Annotated in this window: 14 protein-coding genes; 9 read left to right on the forward strand and 5 right to left on the reverse strand. The window is 57.5% G+C overall.

The features are described from left to right. Window positions 1–28 precede the first annotated feature (28 nt). Together BOA8489_RS13355 and BOA8489_RS13360 are read right to left on the reverse strand one after the other, a co-directional pair. Window positions 29–2,845 (reverse strand): [protein-PII] uridylyltransferase, encoded by a 2,817-nt coding sequence (locus tag BOA8489_RS13355; RefSeq protein WP_093974581.1) that lies wholly within the window; start codon window positions 2,843–2,845, stop codon window positions 29–31. Further along, window positions 2,805–3,968 carry a penicillin-binding protein activator gene (locus tag BOA8489_RS13360; RefSeq protein WP_093974583.1) on the reverse strand — a complete coding sequence of 388 codons (1,164 nt, stop codon included), beginning with the start codon at window positions 3,966–3,968 and terminating at the stop codon, window positions 2,805–2,807. Before BOA8489_RS13360 ends, BOA8489_RS13355 begins: the two co-directional genes overlap by 41 nt. 81 nt (window positions 3,969–4,049) lie before the next feature. Between BOA8489_RS13360 and rsmI the strand changes: the two genes are divergently transcribed. The 3 genes from rsmI (at window position 4,050) to gshB (ending at window position 6,339) form a co-directional block, all read left to right on the forward strand. Next, a complete protein-coding gene (gene rsmI, locus BOA8489_RS13365) occupies window positions 4,050–4,913 on the forward strand; it encodes a 16S rRNA (cytidine(1402)-2'-O)-methyltransferase (RefSeq protein WP_093974585.1) in 864 nt (287 codons plus the stop codon). A gap of 48 nt (window positions 4,914–4,961) precedes the next feature. Then, window positions 4,962–5,324, forward strand: a complete 363-nt coding sequence (locus BOA8489_RS13370) for a YraN family protein (RefSeq protein ID WP_093974587.1) — start codon at window positions 4,962–4,964, stop codon at window positions 5,322–5,324. Window positions 5,325–5,403: 79 nt separating this feature from the next. After that, window positions 5,404–6,339, forward strand: a complete 936-nt coding sequence (gene gshB, locus BOA8489_RS13375; protein WP_093974589.1) for a glutathione synthase — start codon at window positions 5,404–5,406, stop codon at window positions 6,337–6,339. A gap of 9 nt (window positions 6,340–6,348) precedes the next feature. Here the strand turns inward: gshB and BOA8489_RS13380 are convergent, their stop codons facing one another. Next, window positions 6,349–7,860 carry a YifB family Mg chelatase-like AAA ATPase gene (locus BOA8489_RS13380; protein ID WP_093974592.1) on the reverse strand — a complete coding sequence of 504 codons (1,512 nt, stop codon included), beginning with the start codon at window positions 7,858–7,860 and terminating at the stop codon, window positions 6,349–6,351. Between the two features lie 192 nt (window positions 7,861–8,052). On the opposite strand from BOA8489_RS13380, the gene BOA8489_RS13385 reads away from it, so the two are divergent. The 6 genes from BOA8489_RS13385 (at window position 8,053) to BOA8489_RS13410 (ending at window position 14,685) form a co-directional block, all read left to right on the forward strand. Next, window positions 8,053–8,931, forward strand: a complete 879-nt coding sequence (locus tag BOA8489_RS13385) for an RNA polymerase factor sigma-32 (protein ID WP_093974594.1) — start codon at window positions 8,053–8,055, stop codon at window positions 8,929–8,931. A gap of 124 nt (window positions 8,932–9,055) precedes the next feature. Continuing rightward, window positions 9,056–10,252: a bifunctional phosphopantothenoylcysteine decarboxylase/phosphopantothenate--cysteine ligase CoaBC gene (coaBC, locus tag BOA8489_RS13390; protein WP_093974596.1), complete on the forward strand. Its 1,197-nt coding sequence runs from the start codon at window positions 9,056–9,058 to the stop codon at window positions 10,250–10,252. A 1-nt stretch (window position 10,253) separates the two neighbouring features. Further along, window positions 10,254–10,718 carry a dUTP diphosphatase gene (gene dut / locus BOA8489_RS13395; protein WP_093974598.1) on the forward strand — a complete coding sequence of 155 codons (465 nt, stop codon included), beginning with the start codon at window positions 10,254–10,256 and terminating at the stop codon, window positions 10,716–10,718. Further along, the gene (locus tag BOA8489_RS13400) at window positions 10,718–11,773 is read left to right on the forward strand and encodes a HesA/MoeB/ThiF family protein (RefSeq protein ID WP_093974600.1); all 1,056 of its coding nucleotides are present in this window, start codon (window positions 10,718–10,720) and stop codon (window positions 11,771–11,773) included. The genes dut and BOA8489_RS13400 overlap by 1 nt, the downstream gene beginning before the upstream one ends. Before the next feature lie 48 nt (window positions 11,774–11,821). Next, a complete protein-coding gene (locus BOA8489_RS13405) occupies window positions 11,822–13,846 on the forward strand; it encodes a M3 family metallopeptidase (protein ID WP_093974602.1) in 2,025 nt (674 codons plus the stop codon). Window positions 13,847–13,848: 2 nt separating this feature from the next. Beyond that, window positions 13,849–14,685 (forward strand): inositol monophosphatase family protein, encoded by an 837-nt coding sequence (locus BOA8489_RS13410; RefSeq protein ID WP_176440302.1) that lies wholly within the window; start codon window positions 13,849–13,851, stop codon window positions 14,683–14,685. On the opposite strand, the gene BOA8489_RS13415 is transcribed toward BOA8489_RS13410, so the two are convergent. Then, window positions 14,682–16,388 (reverse strand): bifunctional sulfate adenylyltransferase/adenylylsulfate kinase, encoded by a 1,707-nt coding sequence (locus BOA8489_RS13415; RefSeq protein WP_093974606.1) that lies wholly within the window; start codon window positions 16,386–16,388, stop codon window positions 14,682–14,684. The genes BOA8489_RS13410 and BOA8489_RS13415 overlap by 4 nt on opposite strands. 167 nt (window positions 16,389–16,555) lie before the next feature. Beyond that, window positions 16,556–17,539, reverse strand: coding sequence for a thioredoxin-disulfide reductase (gene trxB / locus BOA8489_RS13420; protein WP_093974608.1), 984 nt, complete (start codon window positions 17,537–17,539; stop codon window positions 16,556–16,558). Window positions 17,540–17,675 lie beyond the last annotated feature (136 nt).

Raw genomic sequence — 17,675 nt, forward strand, 5'->3', positions numbered from 1 at the left:
CGTCCTACCGACCAGTCATTGCGCAGGCTCATTTGTCGAGTGCCCGTTTCGTGCCTTCGAGGATCGCATTGCGCAACTTCATCTCCAAGGACTTCTGCTTGCTGAGGGCATGATACTTCAATCCGAACATATCCTTGACGTAGAAGGTATCGACGACCTGCTCTCCGTAGGTCGCGATCACGGCGCTGGCAATATAGACGTTCGCTTCCGCCAGCGTGCGTGTCAGATCATAGAGCAACCCGGTGCGGTCGCGTGTGTCGACCTCGATGATGGTGTAGATATCCGAGCCTTCATTGTCGAAAGTGATTGAGGTCGGAACATTGAAGGCCTTTTCGCGCTTTTTCAGCTTATCGCGATCGATCAGCGACTTGCGCGGCAAGACCTCGCCCTTGAAGGTCTTCGAGATCATCGCCTGCAAGCGAGGCAGACGCGCGGATTCATATTGCGCGCCATCGGCGTCCTGAATCCAGAATGCCGCCGTCGCATAACCATCCGAGGAAGTGTAGGTACGCGCATCGACGACGTTTGCGCCGACAAGTGCCAAGGCCCCTGCAAGCCGCGAGAAGATGCCGGGATGATCCGCCAGCGCGAAACACACCCGCGTGGCGTCGCGATCTTCGTCAGGCTTGATGTCGATACGAATTTCGTCGTCGGCGATATCCTTCAGAAGATTTGCGAACACCACATGCGCCTCGCTTGGCAACCCTTGCCAATAGGGGCCGTAGTGGCGCGAAGTTTCAATGCGAAGCGACTTGGTATCCCAGTCGCCCAGAGCGGCGCGAAGTGCGGACTTGGCCTCTTTTTCGGCCGCCTCACGGTTCACCGCCTCAAGGCCATGCTCAAGCGCCGAGGACGTCTGCCGGTACAGCGCGCGAATGAGTTGTGCCTTCCAGTTGTTCCAGACACCTGGGCCGACCCCGCGAATGTCGCAGACCGTCACCACCGTCAGCAGATCCAGTCGCTTTTGCGTTTTCACGCCCTTGGCAAAATCCCGCACGGTCCGCGGTTCGGAAATATCCCGTTTCTGAGCCATGTCGGACATCAAGAGATGATAGCGCACGAGCCATTCGACGGTTTCCACCTCGTCCGCTTTGAGCCCCAGACGAGGCGCAACGCGCCGCGCAATCTTTGCGCCAAGGACTGAATGATCCTCTTGCCGGCCCTTGCCGATATCATGCAGGAACATGGCCAGATAAAGCACCTTGCGGTTCACGCCGCGCTTGAGGATGCCGCTGACGACCGGCAATTCCTCGACCAATTCGCCGCGTTCGATCTGAGCCAGCGTCGAGATGCACTGGATCGTATGCTCATCCACCGTATAGCTGTGATACATATTGAACTGCATCATCGCGACGACCGGGGCAAACTCGGGCACAAATGCCGCCAGTACGCCAAGTTCGTTCATTCGCCGCAAAGCCCGCTCGGGATTGCCGCGCTTCAACAGCATATCCAGGAATATCCGGTTCGCTTCCGGCGACGCCCGCATTGTGTCGTCGATCAGATGCAGGTTGGCCGAGATCAGCCGCATGGCATCGGGATGCAAGAGATAACCCGTTCGCAGCGCCTCGTCGAAGATGCGCAGCAGGTTCAGATTGTCCGCCAGAAATGGTTTCAAACGCGTGACCGTAAGGCGGTTTTGTTTGATCGAGTATTGCGGGTTCACCTTTCGCCGACGGCGAAACAGATTGACCAGTGAGGGGGCTTGTTTGACGTGCTTGGCTTCCAGCGCGGTTAGGAAAATCCGCGTCAGTTCGCCAACGGTCGTGGCATGGCGAAAGTAATCCTGCATGAAGATTTCCACCGCCCGACGGCCGGCTTTATCGACATAGCCCATCCGCCTGGCCACCTCGACTTGCATATCGAATGTCAGTTGATCCATCGCACGCCCGGCAGCGATATGGAGATGATTGCGGATCGCCATCAGGAAAGTTTCAGCCGCTAAGAAGTCATCGTATTCGTCTTGGCGCAGCAAGCCGACCTTCACCAGGTCAGCCGCATCCTGGACGCCGTGGATGTATTTGCCGATCCAGAACAGTGTCTGAAGATCACGCAGCCCGCCTTTGCCCTCCTTGACGTTCGGCTCGACCATATACCGCTGACCGCCCTGTTTGCGGTGACGTTCTCCGCGTTCGGCAAGCTTGGCCTCAATGAAGTCCGAGGCAGTGTTCTTGAACAGATCCGACTTGAGCTTCTTGGCAAGCTTATCGGCGATGCCCGGGTCACCAGCGAGGAACCTGTGCTCCAGCAGAGCAGTACGGATCGTATAGTCTTCCCGGCCAAGCCGAATGCAGTCTTTCACTGTGCGGCTGGAATGGCCGACCTTCAGGTGAAGGTCCCAGCACATATAAAGCATGCTTTCGATCAGGCTCTCGGCCCAAGGTGTTATTTTCCATGGGTTCAGAAACAAGAGATCGACGTCCGAATATGGCGCCATTTCCCCACGCCCGTATCCTCCGACCGCCATTACGGCGATCCGCTCTCCTTCGGTGGGGTTGGGGTTTGGATGAAGATAGGTCTGCGCAACATGCAGGACCGTCCGGATCACACCATCGGTCAGATAGGCATAAGACACCACCGCAGGCCGCGCAGCAAGGGGCGCGCGCTCGAACGCATCTTCGATCAGGGTGCGGCCGTGGGATATTTCTGCCTTCAGTGTCGTGACAGTGACTTGACGCACGGTCGCCCCATCGGCGCGCTCTTCAAGCGCCTTGGAGATCTTTGCTAGCACAGCCGCCTCGTTGAAGATCTCCGAAGCGGGCGCAATCAGGTCGTCTCGCGCCATTACATCGGGCGCTGGCGCTTGGTCAGAGACCGGCGCCTCCAAAGCTTCTGGGGGCGGGGTCAATGACAATCACCTGATTATTCTGGATTTGAGCGACCGCGAGGCCGCGTTCGTTTGTGCCGTTCGGAAAGAACCGGAAAGGACCGTATACGCCAGCAAAACCCGCACCTTGTGTCAGCGCAGAAGGCGTCAGAGCGTCACTGTTGCCTTGGGCGACAAGCGCTCCGATTGCTGCAACGCCGTCATAGGCCAGCCCTGCAACCGGCGAGGGTAGCGACCCGAATGCGGCCTGATACCTTGCATTGAACCGCGCTGTCTGGTCCGGAGAAGGAAGTGCAAACCAGGCCCCCTGCAAACCCTTCAGCGAAAGCGCGCTTGTCGGGATATCCAGTCGCTGCAATCCGATAAACTGCGCGACTTCGGTATCAATTCCGTTTTCCGGAAGTAGTTCCGCCAGAAAAGGCAACGCGCCGGACGTGCCGGAAGTCACGAAGATCGACGATGCACCGGATTCCCGGTAGGCGCGCGAAATGTTCGGAATCTCGGAAATTACACCTTGTTGAGACAGAGGAAACGACGACGTTCCGGCAAGGCGGGCACCGTTTGCGGCGATCGCACGTTGAATGGAATCCCGGCCGGTGATCTCGGCACCGTCATCGGCATGCACAATGTAGATATCGCCCTTTGCTTGCGACGCCGCATACCGCACAAGGCGATCGGCTGACGTCTGGAACGTGTTTCCAAGAAGGAAGACGTTGCCGCCCGCAATGGCCGGATTGTTCGAGAACGTCAGCACATTGACGCCCCGCGCGGCGACCGCCTGACCCGCGGCCGACGCGGCTTGTCCGAACAGCGGGCCCACGATGATGCGCGCGCCATCGCCAACGGCCTGATTTGCGGCCAATGCTGCGCCTTCAGCTGTGCCGGCGGTGTCATAAACGCGCAGATCAATCTGGACGCTTTGAAGATCACTGGCCGCAAGACGTGCTGCGTTTTCAAGGGATTGTGCCAAGTCGGCTGCTGTTCCCGAGGATTTTGGGACAAGCAACGCGACCGGAACCGGACGCGACGTATTGATCAGCGGACCTGAACCAAGCGAGGCATCGCAGGCCATCAGTGCGCCGATTGCCAAAAGCCCGACAAAGCCGGAGAGTAACTTGCGGCGAAGAGCCAAAAAAGCGACCATGGAACAGGTTCTCCAAAACGGTGGAAATATTGTGCGCGACCCTATGCAGAAACGGCGATCAAGTAAATCGCAGAGGCTCACATGGTAGGGAACGGGCAGAAAGTGCCGCTTTCGCCGGGGCTCTATTTCGTGGCGACGCCGATAGGAAATGCCCGTGACATCACGCTACGTGCGCTTGATATTCTTATGTCCGCAGATGTCTTGGTGGCAGAAGACACGCGTACTCTGCGCCGCCTGATGGAAATTCATGGAGTGCCTCTCGGCGCACGACGTGTGCTGGCCTATCACGATCACAACGGGGCAGCGATGCGCCCGCGATTGCTGGAAGCCGTGCGGGAAGGCAAATCCGTGGCCTACGCGTCAGATGCGGGTACGCCGTTGGTGGCGGACCCTGGGTACTCGCTTGGTCGCGCTATGGCTGACGCCGGGCTTGCCGTCACAACCGCGCCCGGACCATCCGCAGCGCTGGCGGCGTTGTCCCTCAGCGGATTACCCAGCGATTGCTTTGTCTTCGCGGGTTTTGCACCGACGGCCAAATCCGCGCGTCGCGCGTTTCTCGATAGCTTCCGCGACGTTGCCGGAACGTTGATTCTCTTTGAAAGCCCGCGGCGCGTCTCGGCCTTGCTGGAAGCCGCATCGGATGTTTTGGGGCCGGACCGCGAAGCGGCCGTTTGTCGCGAGTTGACGAAGCGATTTGAGGAAGTCAGACGCGGTACATTGAGAACTCTGGTGGAACACTTCGACGGTGTCGTGCCAAAGGGCGAGATCGTGGTTTGCATTGCGAAAGGGACGACCGATGCCGATCCCGAGCAGGTCCGGCTTGCGATGATCGAAGCGATGAAAACGCAGAAACTGAAGGCGGCGGCAAATGATGTGGCCGAACGCTTTGGACTGTCCAAACGCGATCTCTATCAGCTTGGTCTTGAACTTCAGGCCCCGGATTAACCGAAATTTGTCATAACGCCTCTAATCAGTGTCTCAAAGGGGAACCTGATGAGTGCTCAGGCGCGCAGACTTACCAACTATATGAACGGATTGGCTGCAGAAGATTGCATTGAACGGGTCTACTGTGACGCCGGCGCGAAGGTCGTGAAACGGCGGTGGCGGAGCAAATCGGGAGAGGTCGATCTTATCTTTCAGATGGGTGCGCTTTTCGTCTTCGTTGAAGTGAAGAAAGCCCGTGACTTTGCGACGGCCGCAATGCGTCTCAGTGATCGACAAATGCAGCGCATCGCACGCGCAGCCGAGGAATTCTGCGCATCGATACCGTTGGGCAATGGCGCCGAAATCCGCATTGACGTGGCATTGGTGAATGAATCCGGCGAGAGCGAGATCATAGAGAACGTCTCGCTCTGAGCGCAGAGTGACTGTGCGTTGCAGTGTGTGCTCGGATCGGTCAAGAAGGCGGCGCAACGGTCACAGAGAAAGCCTTCCCATGCGCGTCGCAATCCAGATGGACCCAATCGGTCCGATAGACATAAATGCAGATTCCACCTTCCGTCTGGCGGAAGAGGCTCAAGCGCGTGGCGCCGAGCTCTTCTATTATACGCCCGACGCCTTGTCGCTCGATGAGGGGCGAGTCACTGCGCGCGGGCATCCACTGACGGTGCGGCGACAAGTTGGAAATCACGCGGAACTTGGGCCGGAACAGACTGTCGATCTGGCAGATTTCGATGTTGTTTGGCTTCGTCAGGACCCACCGTTCGATATGGGCTATATAACGACGACTCACATACTCGAGCGTCTTCCCGCCTCAACACAGGTCGTGAATGATCCGTTCTGGGTGCGGAATTATCCCGAGAAGCTCCTTGTTCTGAATTTCGCGGATCTCACGCCACCCACCACGATTGCCAGAGATTTGCGCACGATTCGCGAGTTCAGGGATCGGCACGGCGATATGATTTTGAAGCCGCTCTATGGCAACGGTGGCGCAGGAGTTTTCCGACTTGAACCCTATGACCGAAACCTTGTCAGCCTGCACGAATTATTCACCAGCATGAACAACGAGCCGCTGATCGCTCAGAAATTCGTCCCGGACGTCTCAAACGGGGACAAGCGGGTTATCCTGGTCGATGGGGAACCGATCGGTGCGATCAACCGCGTGCCCGCCGAGGGCGAAACGCGATCAAATCTCCATGTCGGCGGTCGCGCCGAGAAGATTGAACTGACAACGCGTGACCGTGAAATCTGCGCTGCCATTGGTCCGCTACTGCGGGAAAAGGGTCAGATCTTCGTTGGTATCGATGTCATCGGCAATTACCTGACCGAGATCAACGTAACTTCTCCAACCGGTATCCAGGAGCTTGAGCGGTTTGATGGTATCAACGTTGCCGGCGCAATCTGGGATGCGATCGAAGCGCGAAGAAGCTGAACTCGGACCCTAGATCGGTTGCCCGACAAGCCGGAAAGCCACGGCTTCAGCGACGTGTTTGCGCGACACGTCGCCTGCGTCCGCAAGGTCGGCAATGGTTCGGGCGACGCGCAGCACCCGGTGATACCCGCGCGCTGACAAGCCCAGCTTTTCAGCGGCCTGTTGCAGGAATTCCTGACCTTCCTTCTCCGGCTTTGCCACTGCATCAAGCCAGTCACCGCTGAGATCGGCATTCACGCGCAAATCCGTGTTGGCGTAGCGTGCAGTCTGCCGCATCCGTGCCGCAGCAACCCGCGCAGCCACGACTTCGGACGGTTCGCCCGTCGGCACATCTCGACCGAGATCCGTGAATGAGACTGGTGGCACTTCGACCCGCAGATCGAAACGATCCATCAATGGTCCCGAGATACGACCAAGGTAGTCCTCGCCACAGACTGGCACACGGGCACAGGCGCGCGCGGGATCAGGCAGGTATCCGCATTTGCAGGGGTTGGCGGCAGCGATCAGCAGAAATTTGCATGGATACTTAACATGCGCGTTGGCACGCGCGACGGTTACATCGCCGGTTTCGATGGGCTGGCGAAGTGTTTCCAGCACGCTGCCGGGGAATTCAGGCAACTCGTCCAAGAAAAGCACGCCATTGTGCGCAAGGCTGATCTCTCCTGGAAGTGCGCCTTTCCCGCCCCCGACAATCGCGGCCATCGATGCTGTATGGTGCGGCGAACGATAGGGGCGTTGTCTGGAAATGCCGCCGGCATCAATCATGCCTGCGCGAGAGTGGACCATGGAGGTTTCAAGGGCCTCGGAGGGGCTGAGCGCGGGTAGAATGCCGGGTAGCCTTGCCGCCAGCATCGATTTCCCTGATCCCGGTGTGCCGACCAACAACAGATGATGGCGACCCGCGGCGGAGATTTCCAGCGCACGTTTGGCGCGCTCCTGACCGAGGACATCACTCAAATCCAACGGTGCAGGTCCGGCGGTGATCTCGCCGGGTTTGGCGACAGCCAGCGGGCGACTGCCGCTGAGATGAGCGATGGCCTCGGAAAGGGTAGAGGGCGCATAGACAGCGGCATCGCCAACCCAGGCCGCTTCGGGACCGGATGCCTTCGGGCACATAAGCGCGCGACCCGCTTCTGCTGCCGCCAGCGCTGCGGGCAGGGCCCCAGCGACCTGGACAAGACCGCCGTCCAGAGAAAGCTCGCCAAGCGCCACCAGTCCTTCGACCTGGTCGTTCGGGATCACGCCGATGGCCGCAAGAAGTGCCAGTGCGATCGGCAAATCGAAATAGGACCCTTCCTTTGGCATGTCGGCCGGTGACAAATTCACGGTGATGCGCTTTGGGGGAAGTGCAATCGAGAGACTGGTCAGCGCGGCGCGCACCCGCTCGCGTGCTTCCGTCACGGCCTTGCTTGGAAGGCCGACGATCGAAAATGAGGGAACACCGGGCGACAGCGCACATTGAACCTCGACTGTGCGGACTTCGATGCCTTCAAAGGCAACGGTATAGGAGCGGGCAATCATCAATAGGACCGCCGTCGATATGACCGTGGTTTGGTTAATTACCCGTAAAATCCAGTGACGAATTTCGATGCAAATTGTTCAGGGCCTGCAAACAATTTCAGTCCAAAAGTGATCCGACCCGCAAATCGAGCCGTAAATAGAGACAAATAGACCAGGTCATCATGTTGTGACCGGCATACTGGGAGAACTGGAATGGCGCTGGACGGGTTCAACGATCAATCATTCTCACGTAAGGCGATGAAGGCTGAATTGCTGGACGCCGAAACCGAGCTGAAGCTTGCTTATGCGTGGCGCGACCAGCGCGACGAAGAAGCCCTTCATCGGCTGATCACGGCCTACATGCGGCTCGCGATTTCGATGGCGTCAAAATTCCGACGCTATGGCGCGCCGATGAACGATCTCATCCAGGAAGCCAACCTTGGCTTGATGAAGGCCGCCGAAAAGTTCGATCCTGACCGTGGCGTTCGCTTTTCCACCTATGCGGTATGGTGGATAAAAGCGTCGATTCAGGACCATGTCATGCGGAACTGGTCCATGGTGCGAACCGGGTCGACAAGCTCGCAAAAGTCGTTGTTCTTCAACATGCGCCGCGTTCAGGCCCGCTTGGAGCGTGAAGCCGCCGCCCGTGGCGAGGCGCTTGATCGCCATGAGATGCGGAAGATGATTTCAACCGAAGTCGGCGTCCCGCTGCATGATGTCGAGATGATGGAAGGCCGTCTGGCCGGCTCAGATTTCTCGCTGAACGCCACCCAGTCCTCGGATGACGAAGGCCGCGAGTGGATTGAAACACTTGAAGATGAAGATGCGCAGCAGTCTGCGCGCGTCGAGCATAAGAAAGACATTGAAACGCTGCGCACCTGGCTGGTTGAGGCGATGTCGGCTCTGAACGAACGCGAACGGTTCATTGTCCGCGAGCGCAAGCTTCGCGACACGCCTCGCACGCTGGAAAGCCTCGGCGACGAACTCGGACTCTCAAAAGAGCGCGTACGACAGCTTGAAGCCGCGGCTTTCGGCAAAATGCGCAAGAACCTTGAAGCTCAATCCAAGGAAGTTTTCGAGTTCTTTGTCTGACATCTGACGATTTCCTCGTTTATGGGCCGGCTCATTGCCGGCCCCTTTTTTATCGATTGCGTCATGACTTGCTCCTTTCAACGCGCCCCCGTATCACTTGGCCGGCAAAACGCGGAGTGCGCAGATGGTACAAGGCAAACGTATTCTTCTGATCGTCGGTGGCGGCATAGCGGCCTATAAATCGCTGGAGCTGATCCGCCAGATCAAACGTGAGGGCGGCCAGGTGACACCGGTTCTGACACGCGCAGCCCAGCAATTCGTGACGCCGCTGTCTGTCTCGGCGCTGGCGGGAAACAAGGTTTATACGGATCTGTTCGATCTGACAGACGAAGCAGAGATGGGGCACATCGAGCTTAGTCGGTCGGCTGATTTGGTCGTTGTCGCGCCCGCCACGGCGGATTTGATGGCGAAGATGGCAACAGGACAAGCCGACGATCTGGCCTCCACACTTCTGCTCGCAACCGACACGCCGGTTCTCGTCGCTCCCGCGATGAACGTGCGCATGTGGCTTCACCCTTCAAATCAGCGCAACATCACCACTCTGCAAGCAGACGGCATTCACCGAATTGGCCCGAATGAAGGCGATATGGCCTGCGGTGAATTCGGACCGGGCCGTATGGCCGAGCCGTTGGAAATTTACGCGCAGATCGAAGCGCTACTGGTAGATGGGCCTCTTGCGGGCCGCCACGCAATTGTCACCTCGGGACCGACGCACGAGCCGATTGATCCCGTTCGATACATCGCAAACAGATCGTCCGGCCAACAGGGTAATGCGATTGCAACAGCTTTGGCGGGCTTGGGCGCGCGCGTGACCTTCATCACCGGTCCGGCAATCACACCGCCGCCATTGGGCGTCACCGTCGTAAAGGTCGAAACCGCGCAAGAGATGCTGAATGCGGTGACATCGGCCTTGCCCGCAGACATCGGCGTTTTTGCCGCCGCCGTCGCGGATTGGCGGATGAGCGAAGCGGCGACGGGAAAAATCAAGAAAGCGAAGGGCGAGGGTCCTCCGTCGCTGACGCTAACCGAAAACCCGGATATTTTGGCGACTGTTTCGCAGATGAGCGAGGGTCGCCCAGAACTTGTTGTAGGGTTTGCTGCTGAAACAGATAACATCGTCGAAAATGCCACGCGCAAACGCGAGCGTAAGGGGTGTGATTGGATTGTGGCGAATGATGTTTCTGAAGGAACCGGAATCATGGGTGGCAGTGAGAATGCCGTGACCGTCATTGATGCGAACGGTGCGGAAAGCTGGCCGCGTGCCACGAAAGATGACGTCGCACGTCGCTTGGCACAAAGGATTGCCGAGGCACTTACGTGATATGCATGTCGTCGTGGAAATCCAGAGGCTTGAAGGCTTCGATGCTGACGTGGCCCTGCCGCGCTATGAAACGGCAGACGCGGCCGGAGCGGATATTCGTGCAAATTTCCCACTGAAAAGCCGGGGGGGAATCGTTCTGGAACCCGGCGCTCGTGCGCTGGTTCCTACTGGCTTTTCGATGGCTTTGCCGGAAGGCTATGAGGCACAGATACGTCCGCGTTCGGGCTTGGCGCTGACGCATGGCGTTAGTCTCGTGAACTCTCCGGGGACGATAGACGCCGATTATCGGGGGCCCGTCGGAGTTATTCTAGTGAACCTTGGTCAGGTCGACTTCCGGATCTCGAATGGTGATCGCATTGCGCAGATGGTCATAGCTCCCGTCGTTCAGGCACGTTTCGAAAACGTTGAAACTCTGAGCGAGACGCTACGTGGTTCAGGTGGCTTTGGCTCGACGGGGCAGAGCTGATGACGCTGGTTCTTGCATTGGCTGCAATGCTTTGGGGCATCGGACACATGCTACGTATGCCGACCAATGCACGGTTCCTGATGATCGTGCTTTTGTACGTTGGTGTTCTGCTGGTCCACACGGTATTCCCGGATGGCCACCCTTTGCGCGACGCTCTGGGCGGGACCATAAACGAATGGGTATCGCTCGGTTTTCTTGTGGGTATCGCGTGGCTTTATTCCATTGCCTTGAAGAAACTCCGAAGCCGCGTTCGCCTTGAAAATCAGCCGAAATCGACAGAAGCCCCTACCAGTTCCGAACTTGAGCGCAACGCGCGCCATATTGTCCTGCGCGAAATCGGGGGTCCGGGTCAGAAACGGCTAAAGGCTGCACGTGTCTTGGTGGTTGGCGCGGGTGGTCTGGGCTCCCCCGCGCTGCAATACCTAGCCGCGGCTGGCGTTGGCACCATCGGCGTGATTGATGACGACGTGGTCGAGAATTCCAACTTGCAACGCCAAGTTATCCACACTGATGAGCGGATCGGTATGCCGAAAGTGTTTTCCGCCGAGCAGGCCATGCGCGCGCAAAACCCATTCGTGGAAGTACGCCCCTATCAGCGTCGCTTGACGCCGGAAATCGCGCAGGATCTCTTTTCGGAATACGATCTGATTTTGGACGGCTCCGACAATGCTGAAACACGGTATCTGGTCAACGAAACCGCGGTCACTTTGACAGTCCCGCTGATTTCGGCGGCTATTACCCAATGGGAAGGACAGATTAGCCTATTTGATCCGTCGCGAGATGGGCCTTGCTATGCCTGTGTTTTCCCAGAGGCGCCGGCGGCAGGTCTTGCACCATCCTGTGCCGAAGGTGGTGTTCTGGGGCCGCTTCCGGGCGTTATCGGATCCATGATGGCGGTAGAGGCGATCAAGCTCCTTGCGGGCGCGGGCGAGACGCTCTTGGGCCGGATTTTGATCTATGATGCTCTCTTTGCAGAAACACGGATCATTGGCGCCAATCGGCGGGACGACTGCAAGATTTGCGGTAATAAAAGTGAGAACACTGGCGCGGCGTGACAGCTATCATTATGTCCATTCGTCAGGCTACACCCGATAGGAGTCAAAATGCCAAACCCCCTTCTGGCCGAGTGGTCTACACCCTTCGCCTTGCCACCCTTCGATGTGATATCGGACGAAGATTTCGAGCCGGCTTTGATGGCCGCACTTAAAGAATCGCGCGCAAATATCGCGGCAATTGCTGAAAATCCGGATGAACCCAGCTTTGAAAACACCATTGAAGCGCTTGAACTGGCGGATGAGACGCTGGGCCGCGTGCTGTCTGTGTTTTATAATCTCGCGGGGACTGATGCGAACCCAAAACGTGAGGCGCTTCAGCGCAGTTTTTCGCCGCTAATTTCGGAGTACTCGTCCGAAATTACGCGCAATCGCGCACTTTTTCAGCGCGTCGAAGCCATCTGGGCAGCAAAGGACTCGCTGGAGTTGACGGAAGAACGGCACCGCGTCCTGATGCTGACGCACCGCAGTTTCATTCGGGCAGGGGCACGGCTTGAGGGGGCGGAAAGCGATCGTCTGGCCGAAGTGAAATCTCGACTTGCGACGCTTGGCACTGAGTTCACACAGAACATTGTTGCAGAAGAGCGCAGTTGGGTGATGGATCTTGCGGATAGTGACCTTATTGGACTGCCCGATTTTCTGGTAGATGCCGCAACGGCTGCAGGTTCTGAGAAAGACCGATCCGGTCCGGTTATCACATTGTCTCGATCGTTGATTGTGCCCTTCTTGCAGTTTTCCCCCCGACGCGAGTTGCGCGAAAGGGCTTGGCGCGCGTGGACGTCACGCTGCGCGAATGGCGGAGAGACCGACAATCGCGCGCGGGTGGCCGAGACGTTGAGGCTGCGCTCTGAACGTGCGCATCTGTTGGGGTATGCGGATTTCGCCTCGTTCAAGCTTGAGACGGAAATGGCGAAGGAACCAAAAGCTGCGCAGGACTTGTTGATGCAGGTCTGGGCCCCCGCGCGCGAGAGCGCTTTGCTCGATGCAAAGCTCCTCCGTGCAATGCTTCAAGCCGATGGAATTGACGACGATTTGCAGCCATGGGATTGGCGATACTACAGCGAAAAGCGCCGTTCCGCAGAACACGATCTGGATGAAAGTGAACTGAAGCCATACCTTCAGCTTGACCGGATGATCGAGGCCGCCTTTGCGTGTGCGAACCGCCTCTTTGGGATTGAAGCACGTCCGCTTAAAGACGCTGCGCTCAATCATCCCGATTCGCGCGCGTGGGAAATTCTTCGAAATGGCGAGCATTTGGCGGTATTTATCGGCGACTATTTCGCCCGAAGCTCGAAACGGTCCGGCGCGTGGTGTTCGGCCCTTAGATCGCAACGGAAACTCGGTGGGCACGTCGCGCCTGTCGTCATTAATGTCTGCAATTTTGCAAAACCGCCCCAAGGACGTCCTGCGTTGCTCAGCTACGACGATGCGCGCACGCTGTTTCACGAATTCGGGCACGCCCTGCACCAGATGCTGAGCGACGTCACTTACGAAACGATCTCCGGCACCAGTGTTGCGCGCGATTTCGTCGAGCTGCCAAGTCAACTTTTTGAGCATTGGCTTGAAGTCCCTGAAGTCTTGTCAGAATTTGCAACTCACGCTGAAACGGGCGAGCCGATGCCTGGCGAGATGCTTGAGCGACTTTTGGCTGCGGGAACCTATGACATGGGTTTTCAGACGGTCGAATACGTTGCATCTGCGCTTGTGGACCTCGATTTTCATCAAGGCGAGCCGGCAACTGATCCGATGCAGCGACAGGCAGAAGTCCTTGACCGTATAGGGATGCCGTCCGCTATTGCGATGCGTCACGCAACGCCGCATTTCGCGCATGTGTTTGCCGGCGACGGCTACTCCAGCGGATATTATAGCTATATGTGGTCCGAGGTTATGGATGCCGATGCCTTCGACGCCTTCCGCGAAGCGGGCGACCCGTTTGACGCGGGCGTTGCTGCAAGATTGGAGGAATATGTCCTCTCCGCTGGTGGCTCCAGAGACGCAGCCGAGCTTTATGAAGCATTTCGCGGCAAGATGCCGGGGCCGGAAGCTTTGTTGAAAGGGCGAGGGCTTGCGGCATGATCATGTCGCCCACGACAGAGTCAAAGCTGATTACCGCAGTCCGACAGATCGCCGCCGAAGAAATCTTGCCGCGTTTCAGATCCCTCAACGAAGGGGACATTGCAACGAAGTCACGGATGGACGATCTGGTTACGGTCGCGGACCGGGAAGCCGAGCGTCGCCTGGCCGAGGTTGCGGCCACGCTCCTGCCGGATGTGGTCGTGGTTGGAGAAGAAGCTGTTTCTGCAGACGCCAAAGTGCGGGACGCAATCGACCACAGCACCTGCCTGATTATTGACCCCGTGGATGGGACTTGGAATTTTGCGAATGGACTGGCGACCTTCGCGGTTATTCTCTCGATTTCCCACAATGGTGAAACCGTTTGGGGCATGATCTACGATCCGCTCGGTGATGACTGGGCGATTGCAACGCGCGGGCAGGGCGCGCGTCTTGCAAAGGCCGACGGGACGGAAACACGCCTGCAATATTCACAAGCCGGCGCGCCAAAAGCTGCCATGGCGACGGGCTATGTGCATAGCTATCTCTTTCATGGCGATGAACGGCAGAGACTGTTTTCGCGACTTGCTGATTTCCACAAGACCGACGCCCTTCGATGCTCGGCGCACGAGTACCGGCTTTTGTCGCGCGGCATCGTCGATTTCTGCGTTTCGCCCGTGTTGAACCCCTGGGACCACGCGGCGGGTTGCCTGATTGTCGAAGAAGCAGGCGGGATCGCGCGCCTGCTGACCGGTGAACCGTATCGCCCAACTCAACGAGAGGGCCGTCTGATTGTGGCAACATCCGAAGACTGTTGGCAAATGGTGCGTGACACGATCACTGCACCCGACGGGACGATTTAGCCGGCCACCAAGCCCATCTGTTCAAGCTTCAAGAGAACCTGATGGGCGCAGTGGTCGACCTCAGAGTTCTCGGTATCCAGGCGAAGTTCGGGGTTCACTGGCTCGTCATAGGGGTCTGAAATGCCGGTGAATTCCTTAATTTTTCCTTCGCGGGCCAGTTTATAGAGCCCCTTGCGGTCGCGCCGTTCGCATTCCTCAAGGCGTGTCGAGATATGCACCTCAACAAAGGCCCCGAAGGTTTCGACGTCTTCGCGCACCGCGCGGCGCGTTGTTTCATAGGGCGCAATCGGAGCGCAAATTGCGATACCGCCGTTCTTGGTGATTTCACTGGCGACATAGCCAATGCGGCGGATGTTGAGGTCGCGATGCTCCTTGGAAAAGCCAAGCTCGGACGACAGGTTCTTACGCACAATATCGCCGTCCAACAGCGTCACAGGGCGCCCACCCATTTCCATCAGCTTGACCATAAGCGCGTTCGCCACGGTTGATTTTCCCGAACCGGACAGCCCGGTGAAAAAGACGGTAAAGCCCTGCTGCGCGCGGGGTGGATAGCGGCGGCGCAGTTGTTCGACTACCTCCGGGAACGAGAACCACTCTGGAATCTCAAGACCTTCGCGCAGGCGACGGCGCAATTCGGTCCCCGATATGTTTAGAACGGTTGAGCCATCGGCCACCTCGTCGGCAGCTTCGTATTGTGCACGTTCCTGAACATAGACCATGTGCTTGAAGTCGACCATTTCGATGCCGATTTCGCTCTCATGGGTTCGGAAAAGGTCTTGCGCGTCGTAGGGCCCATAGAAATCGGCGCCGGCCGAGTTCTTTCCGGGGCCTGCGTGGTCGCGCCCGATGATCATGTGGGTGCAACCATGATTGCGACGGATCAGCCCATGCCACACCGCTTCACGCGGCCCGGCCATTCGCATGGCCAGGTTCAGAAGGCTCATCGTCGTTGTGGCCGCCGGGTATTTGTCTAGCACAGCCTCATAGCACCGCACACGAGTGAAATGATCCACATCACCGGGCTTTGTCAGGCCGACGACCGGATGGATAAGAAGGTTTGCCTGTGCTTCCTTTGCGGCGCGGAACGTCAGTTCTTGATGCGCGCGATGCAGGGGGTTGCGGGTCTGAAAAGCAACAATGCGGCGCCACCCGAGTTTGCGGAAGTACGCGCGCAATTCGTTCGGGGTGTCGCGTCGCATTTTGAAGTCATAGTGAACAGGCTGTTGAATACCCGTGATCGCGCCGCCCAAATAGACTGGCCCCGCAGTGTTATGCAGATAATTCACAGCCGGATGTGCGCTGTCGTCGGCGCCGAAAACCTGCGCGGCCTCGCGAGATTTATCTGGCGTCCAACGATCACTTACCGACAAAATAGCAAGAATGACGCCTTCCTGATCGCGCAGGGCGATGTCTTGTCCGACGTCTAGACTGTCCGCAAAGGACTGGCTGACATCCAGTGTAATCGGCATGGGCCATAGCGTGCCATCGGCAAGCCGCATGTTGTCGACGACACTGTTGTAATCGTCCTCGCTCAGGAAACCCTTCAGCGGGTTGAAACCGCCATTCATTAGCAGTTCAAGATCGCAAATCTGGCGGGGGGATAAGTCCCACGAAGGCATGTCGCCTGCGTCAGCCTTCAGCTTTTGCGCGCTTTCGTAAGAAACATAGAGTTCGGGTACGGGGACATGGTTTGGGATTTGCATGTTTTCGCTTTGCCAAAGAACCGACTGGGCGCACCTAGCGCTTTGAGTTCGTCGAATTCAAGTTAAGTCAGCAATTAATTTCAAATCGGTTTTGATTTCATTAATCTTCGAAAATTTATCAGCGGAATGACAAGCCGAGGGTCCAAGACGCCTGCTTTTGACCCAAGCTACTCTGCAGGAACGCTTTCGCCGGCGTTGGCGGTCTCGTCTTCGCCTTGCTCGGCAAGGAAGCGCTCGACTTCAAGCGCGGCCATGCAACCCATGCCTGCGGATGTAACGGCCTGACGGTAAACGTGATCGGTGATGTCTCCCGCCGCGTAAACGCCGGGGATCGACGTGGCAGTTGAGTCCGGCTTTGTCACGACATACCCGCCGCTGTGAAGTTCCAATTGATCCTTTACCAGTTCGGACGATGGCGCATGGCCAATCGCCACGAAGAAGCCGCTAACCGATATCTCTTTGATTTCGCCGGTTTTCGCGTGTTTCAAGCGCAGGCCTTCAACGCCGCGGGGGTCGCTAGCACCGACGACTTCTTCAATCTCGTGATCCCAGATGACCTCGATTTTCGGGTTCTTGAATAGGCGGTGTTGAAGAATTTTCTCGGCGCGAAGTGAATCCCGCCGATGAATGAGCGTGACCTTGGAAGCAAAGTTCGTGAGAAATAGCGTTTCTTCTACGGCTGTGTTGCCGCCACCAACCACCGCAACTTCCTGGCCACGATAAAAGAAGCCGTCGCAAGTTGCGCAGGCCGAGACGCCGAAGCCTTTGAAGTGCTCCTCGGACGGCAAGCCCAACCATTTTGCCTGCGCGCCAGTTGCCAGAATGATCGCTTCAGCCTTGTAAGTTGTTCCACTGTCGCCGATGGCTGTGAAGGGACGTTTTGACAGGTCAAGCGACTGAATGTGGTCAGAAATAATCTCGGTGCCAACGCTTTTCGCATGCGCTTCCATGCGCACCATAAGGTCAGGCCCTTGCACTTCGATGTCGCCAGGCCAGTTCTCGACCTCGGTCGTAATCGTCAATTGCCCGCCGGGCTGAATTCCCTGTACCAGAACGGGTTCCAACATGGCGCGGCTGGCGTATACGGCAGCGGTATAACCCGCTGGTCCGGACCCGATAATCAGAACGCGGCTGTGCTTTTGATCGCCCATGTCTATCCCCTTTGAATGGCACCACGAACGATATAAACGTGCAGGCAGAAGACCGAAAGAGGCATCGCACACAGTTGACCGCCTTGACCGTATCCTTTAAAAAAATTACTCACTTTTGAAATATTATTGCGTACAG

This window comes from Boseongicola aestuarii, assembly GCF_900184815.1.
GTDB classification, from domain to species: Bacteria; Pseudomonadota; Alphaproteobacteria; order Rhodobacterales; family Rhodobacteraceae; genus Boseongicola; species Boseongicola aestuarii.

Coding starts and splice junctions, on each gene's coding strand:
- BOA8489_RS13360 (WP_093974583.1), bottom strand. CDS start 3,968: ATGGTCGCTTTTTTGGCTCTTCGCCGCAAGTTACTCTCCGGCTTTGTC.
- rsmI (WP_093974585.1), top strand. CDS start 4,050: ATGGTAGGGAACGGGCAGAAAGTGCCGCTTTCGCCGGGGCTCTATTTC.
- BOA8489_RS13370 (WP_093974587.1), top strand. CDS start 4,962: ATGAGTGCTCAGGCGCGCAGACTTACCAACTATATGAACGGATTGGCT.
- gshB (WP_093974589.1), top strand. CDS start 5,404: ATGCGCGTCGCAATCCAGATGGACCCAATCGGTCCGATAGACATAAAT.
- BOA8489_RS13380 (WP_093974592.1), bottom strand. CDS start 7,860: ATGATTGCCCGCTCCTATACCGTTGCCTTTGAAGGCATCGAAGTCCGC.
- BOA8489_RS13385 (WP_093974594.1), top strand. CDS start 8,053: ATGGCGCTGGACGGGTTCAACGATCAATCATTCTCACGTAAGGCGATG.
- coaBC (WP_093974596.1), top strand. CDS start 9,056: ATGGTACAAGGCAAACGTATTCTTCTGATCGTCGGTGGCGGCATAGCG.
- dut (WP_093974598.1), top strand. CDS start 10,254: ATGCATGTCGTCGTGGAAATCCAGAGGCTTGAAGGCTTCGATGCTGAC.
- BOA8489_RS13400 (WP_093974600.1), top strand. CDS start 10,718: ATGACGCTGGTTCTTGCATTGGCTGCAATGCTTTGGGGCATCGGACAC.
- BOA8489_RS13405 (WP_093974602.1), top strand. CDS start 11,822: ATGCCAAACCCCCTTCTGGCCGAGTGGTCTACACCCTTCGCCTTGCCA.
- BOA8489_RS13410 (WP_176440302.1), top strand. CDS start 13,849: ATGTCGCCCACGACAGAGTCAAAGCTGATTACCGCAGTCCGACAGATC.
- BOA8489_RS13415 (WP_093974606.1), bottom strand. CDS start 16,388: ATGCAAATCCCAAACCATGTCCCCGTACCCGAACTCTATGTTTCTTAC.
- trxB (WP_093974608.1), bottom strand. CDS start 17,539: ATGGGCGATCAAAAGCACAGCCGCGTTCTGATTATCGGGTCCGGACCA.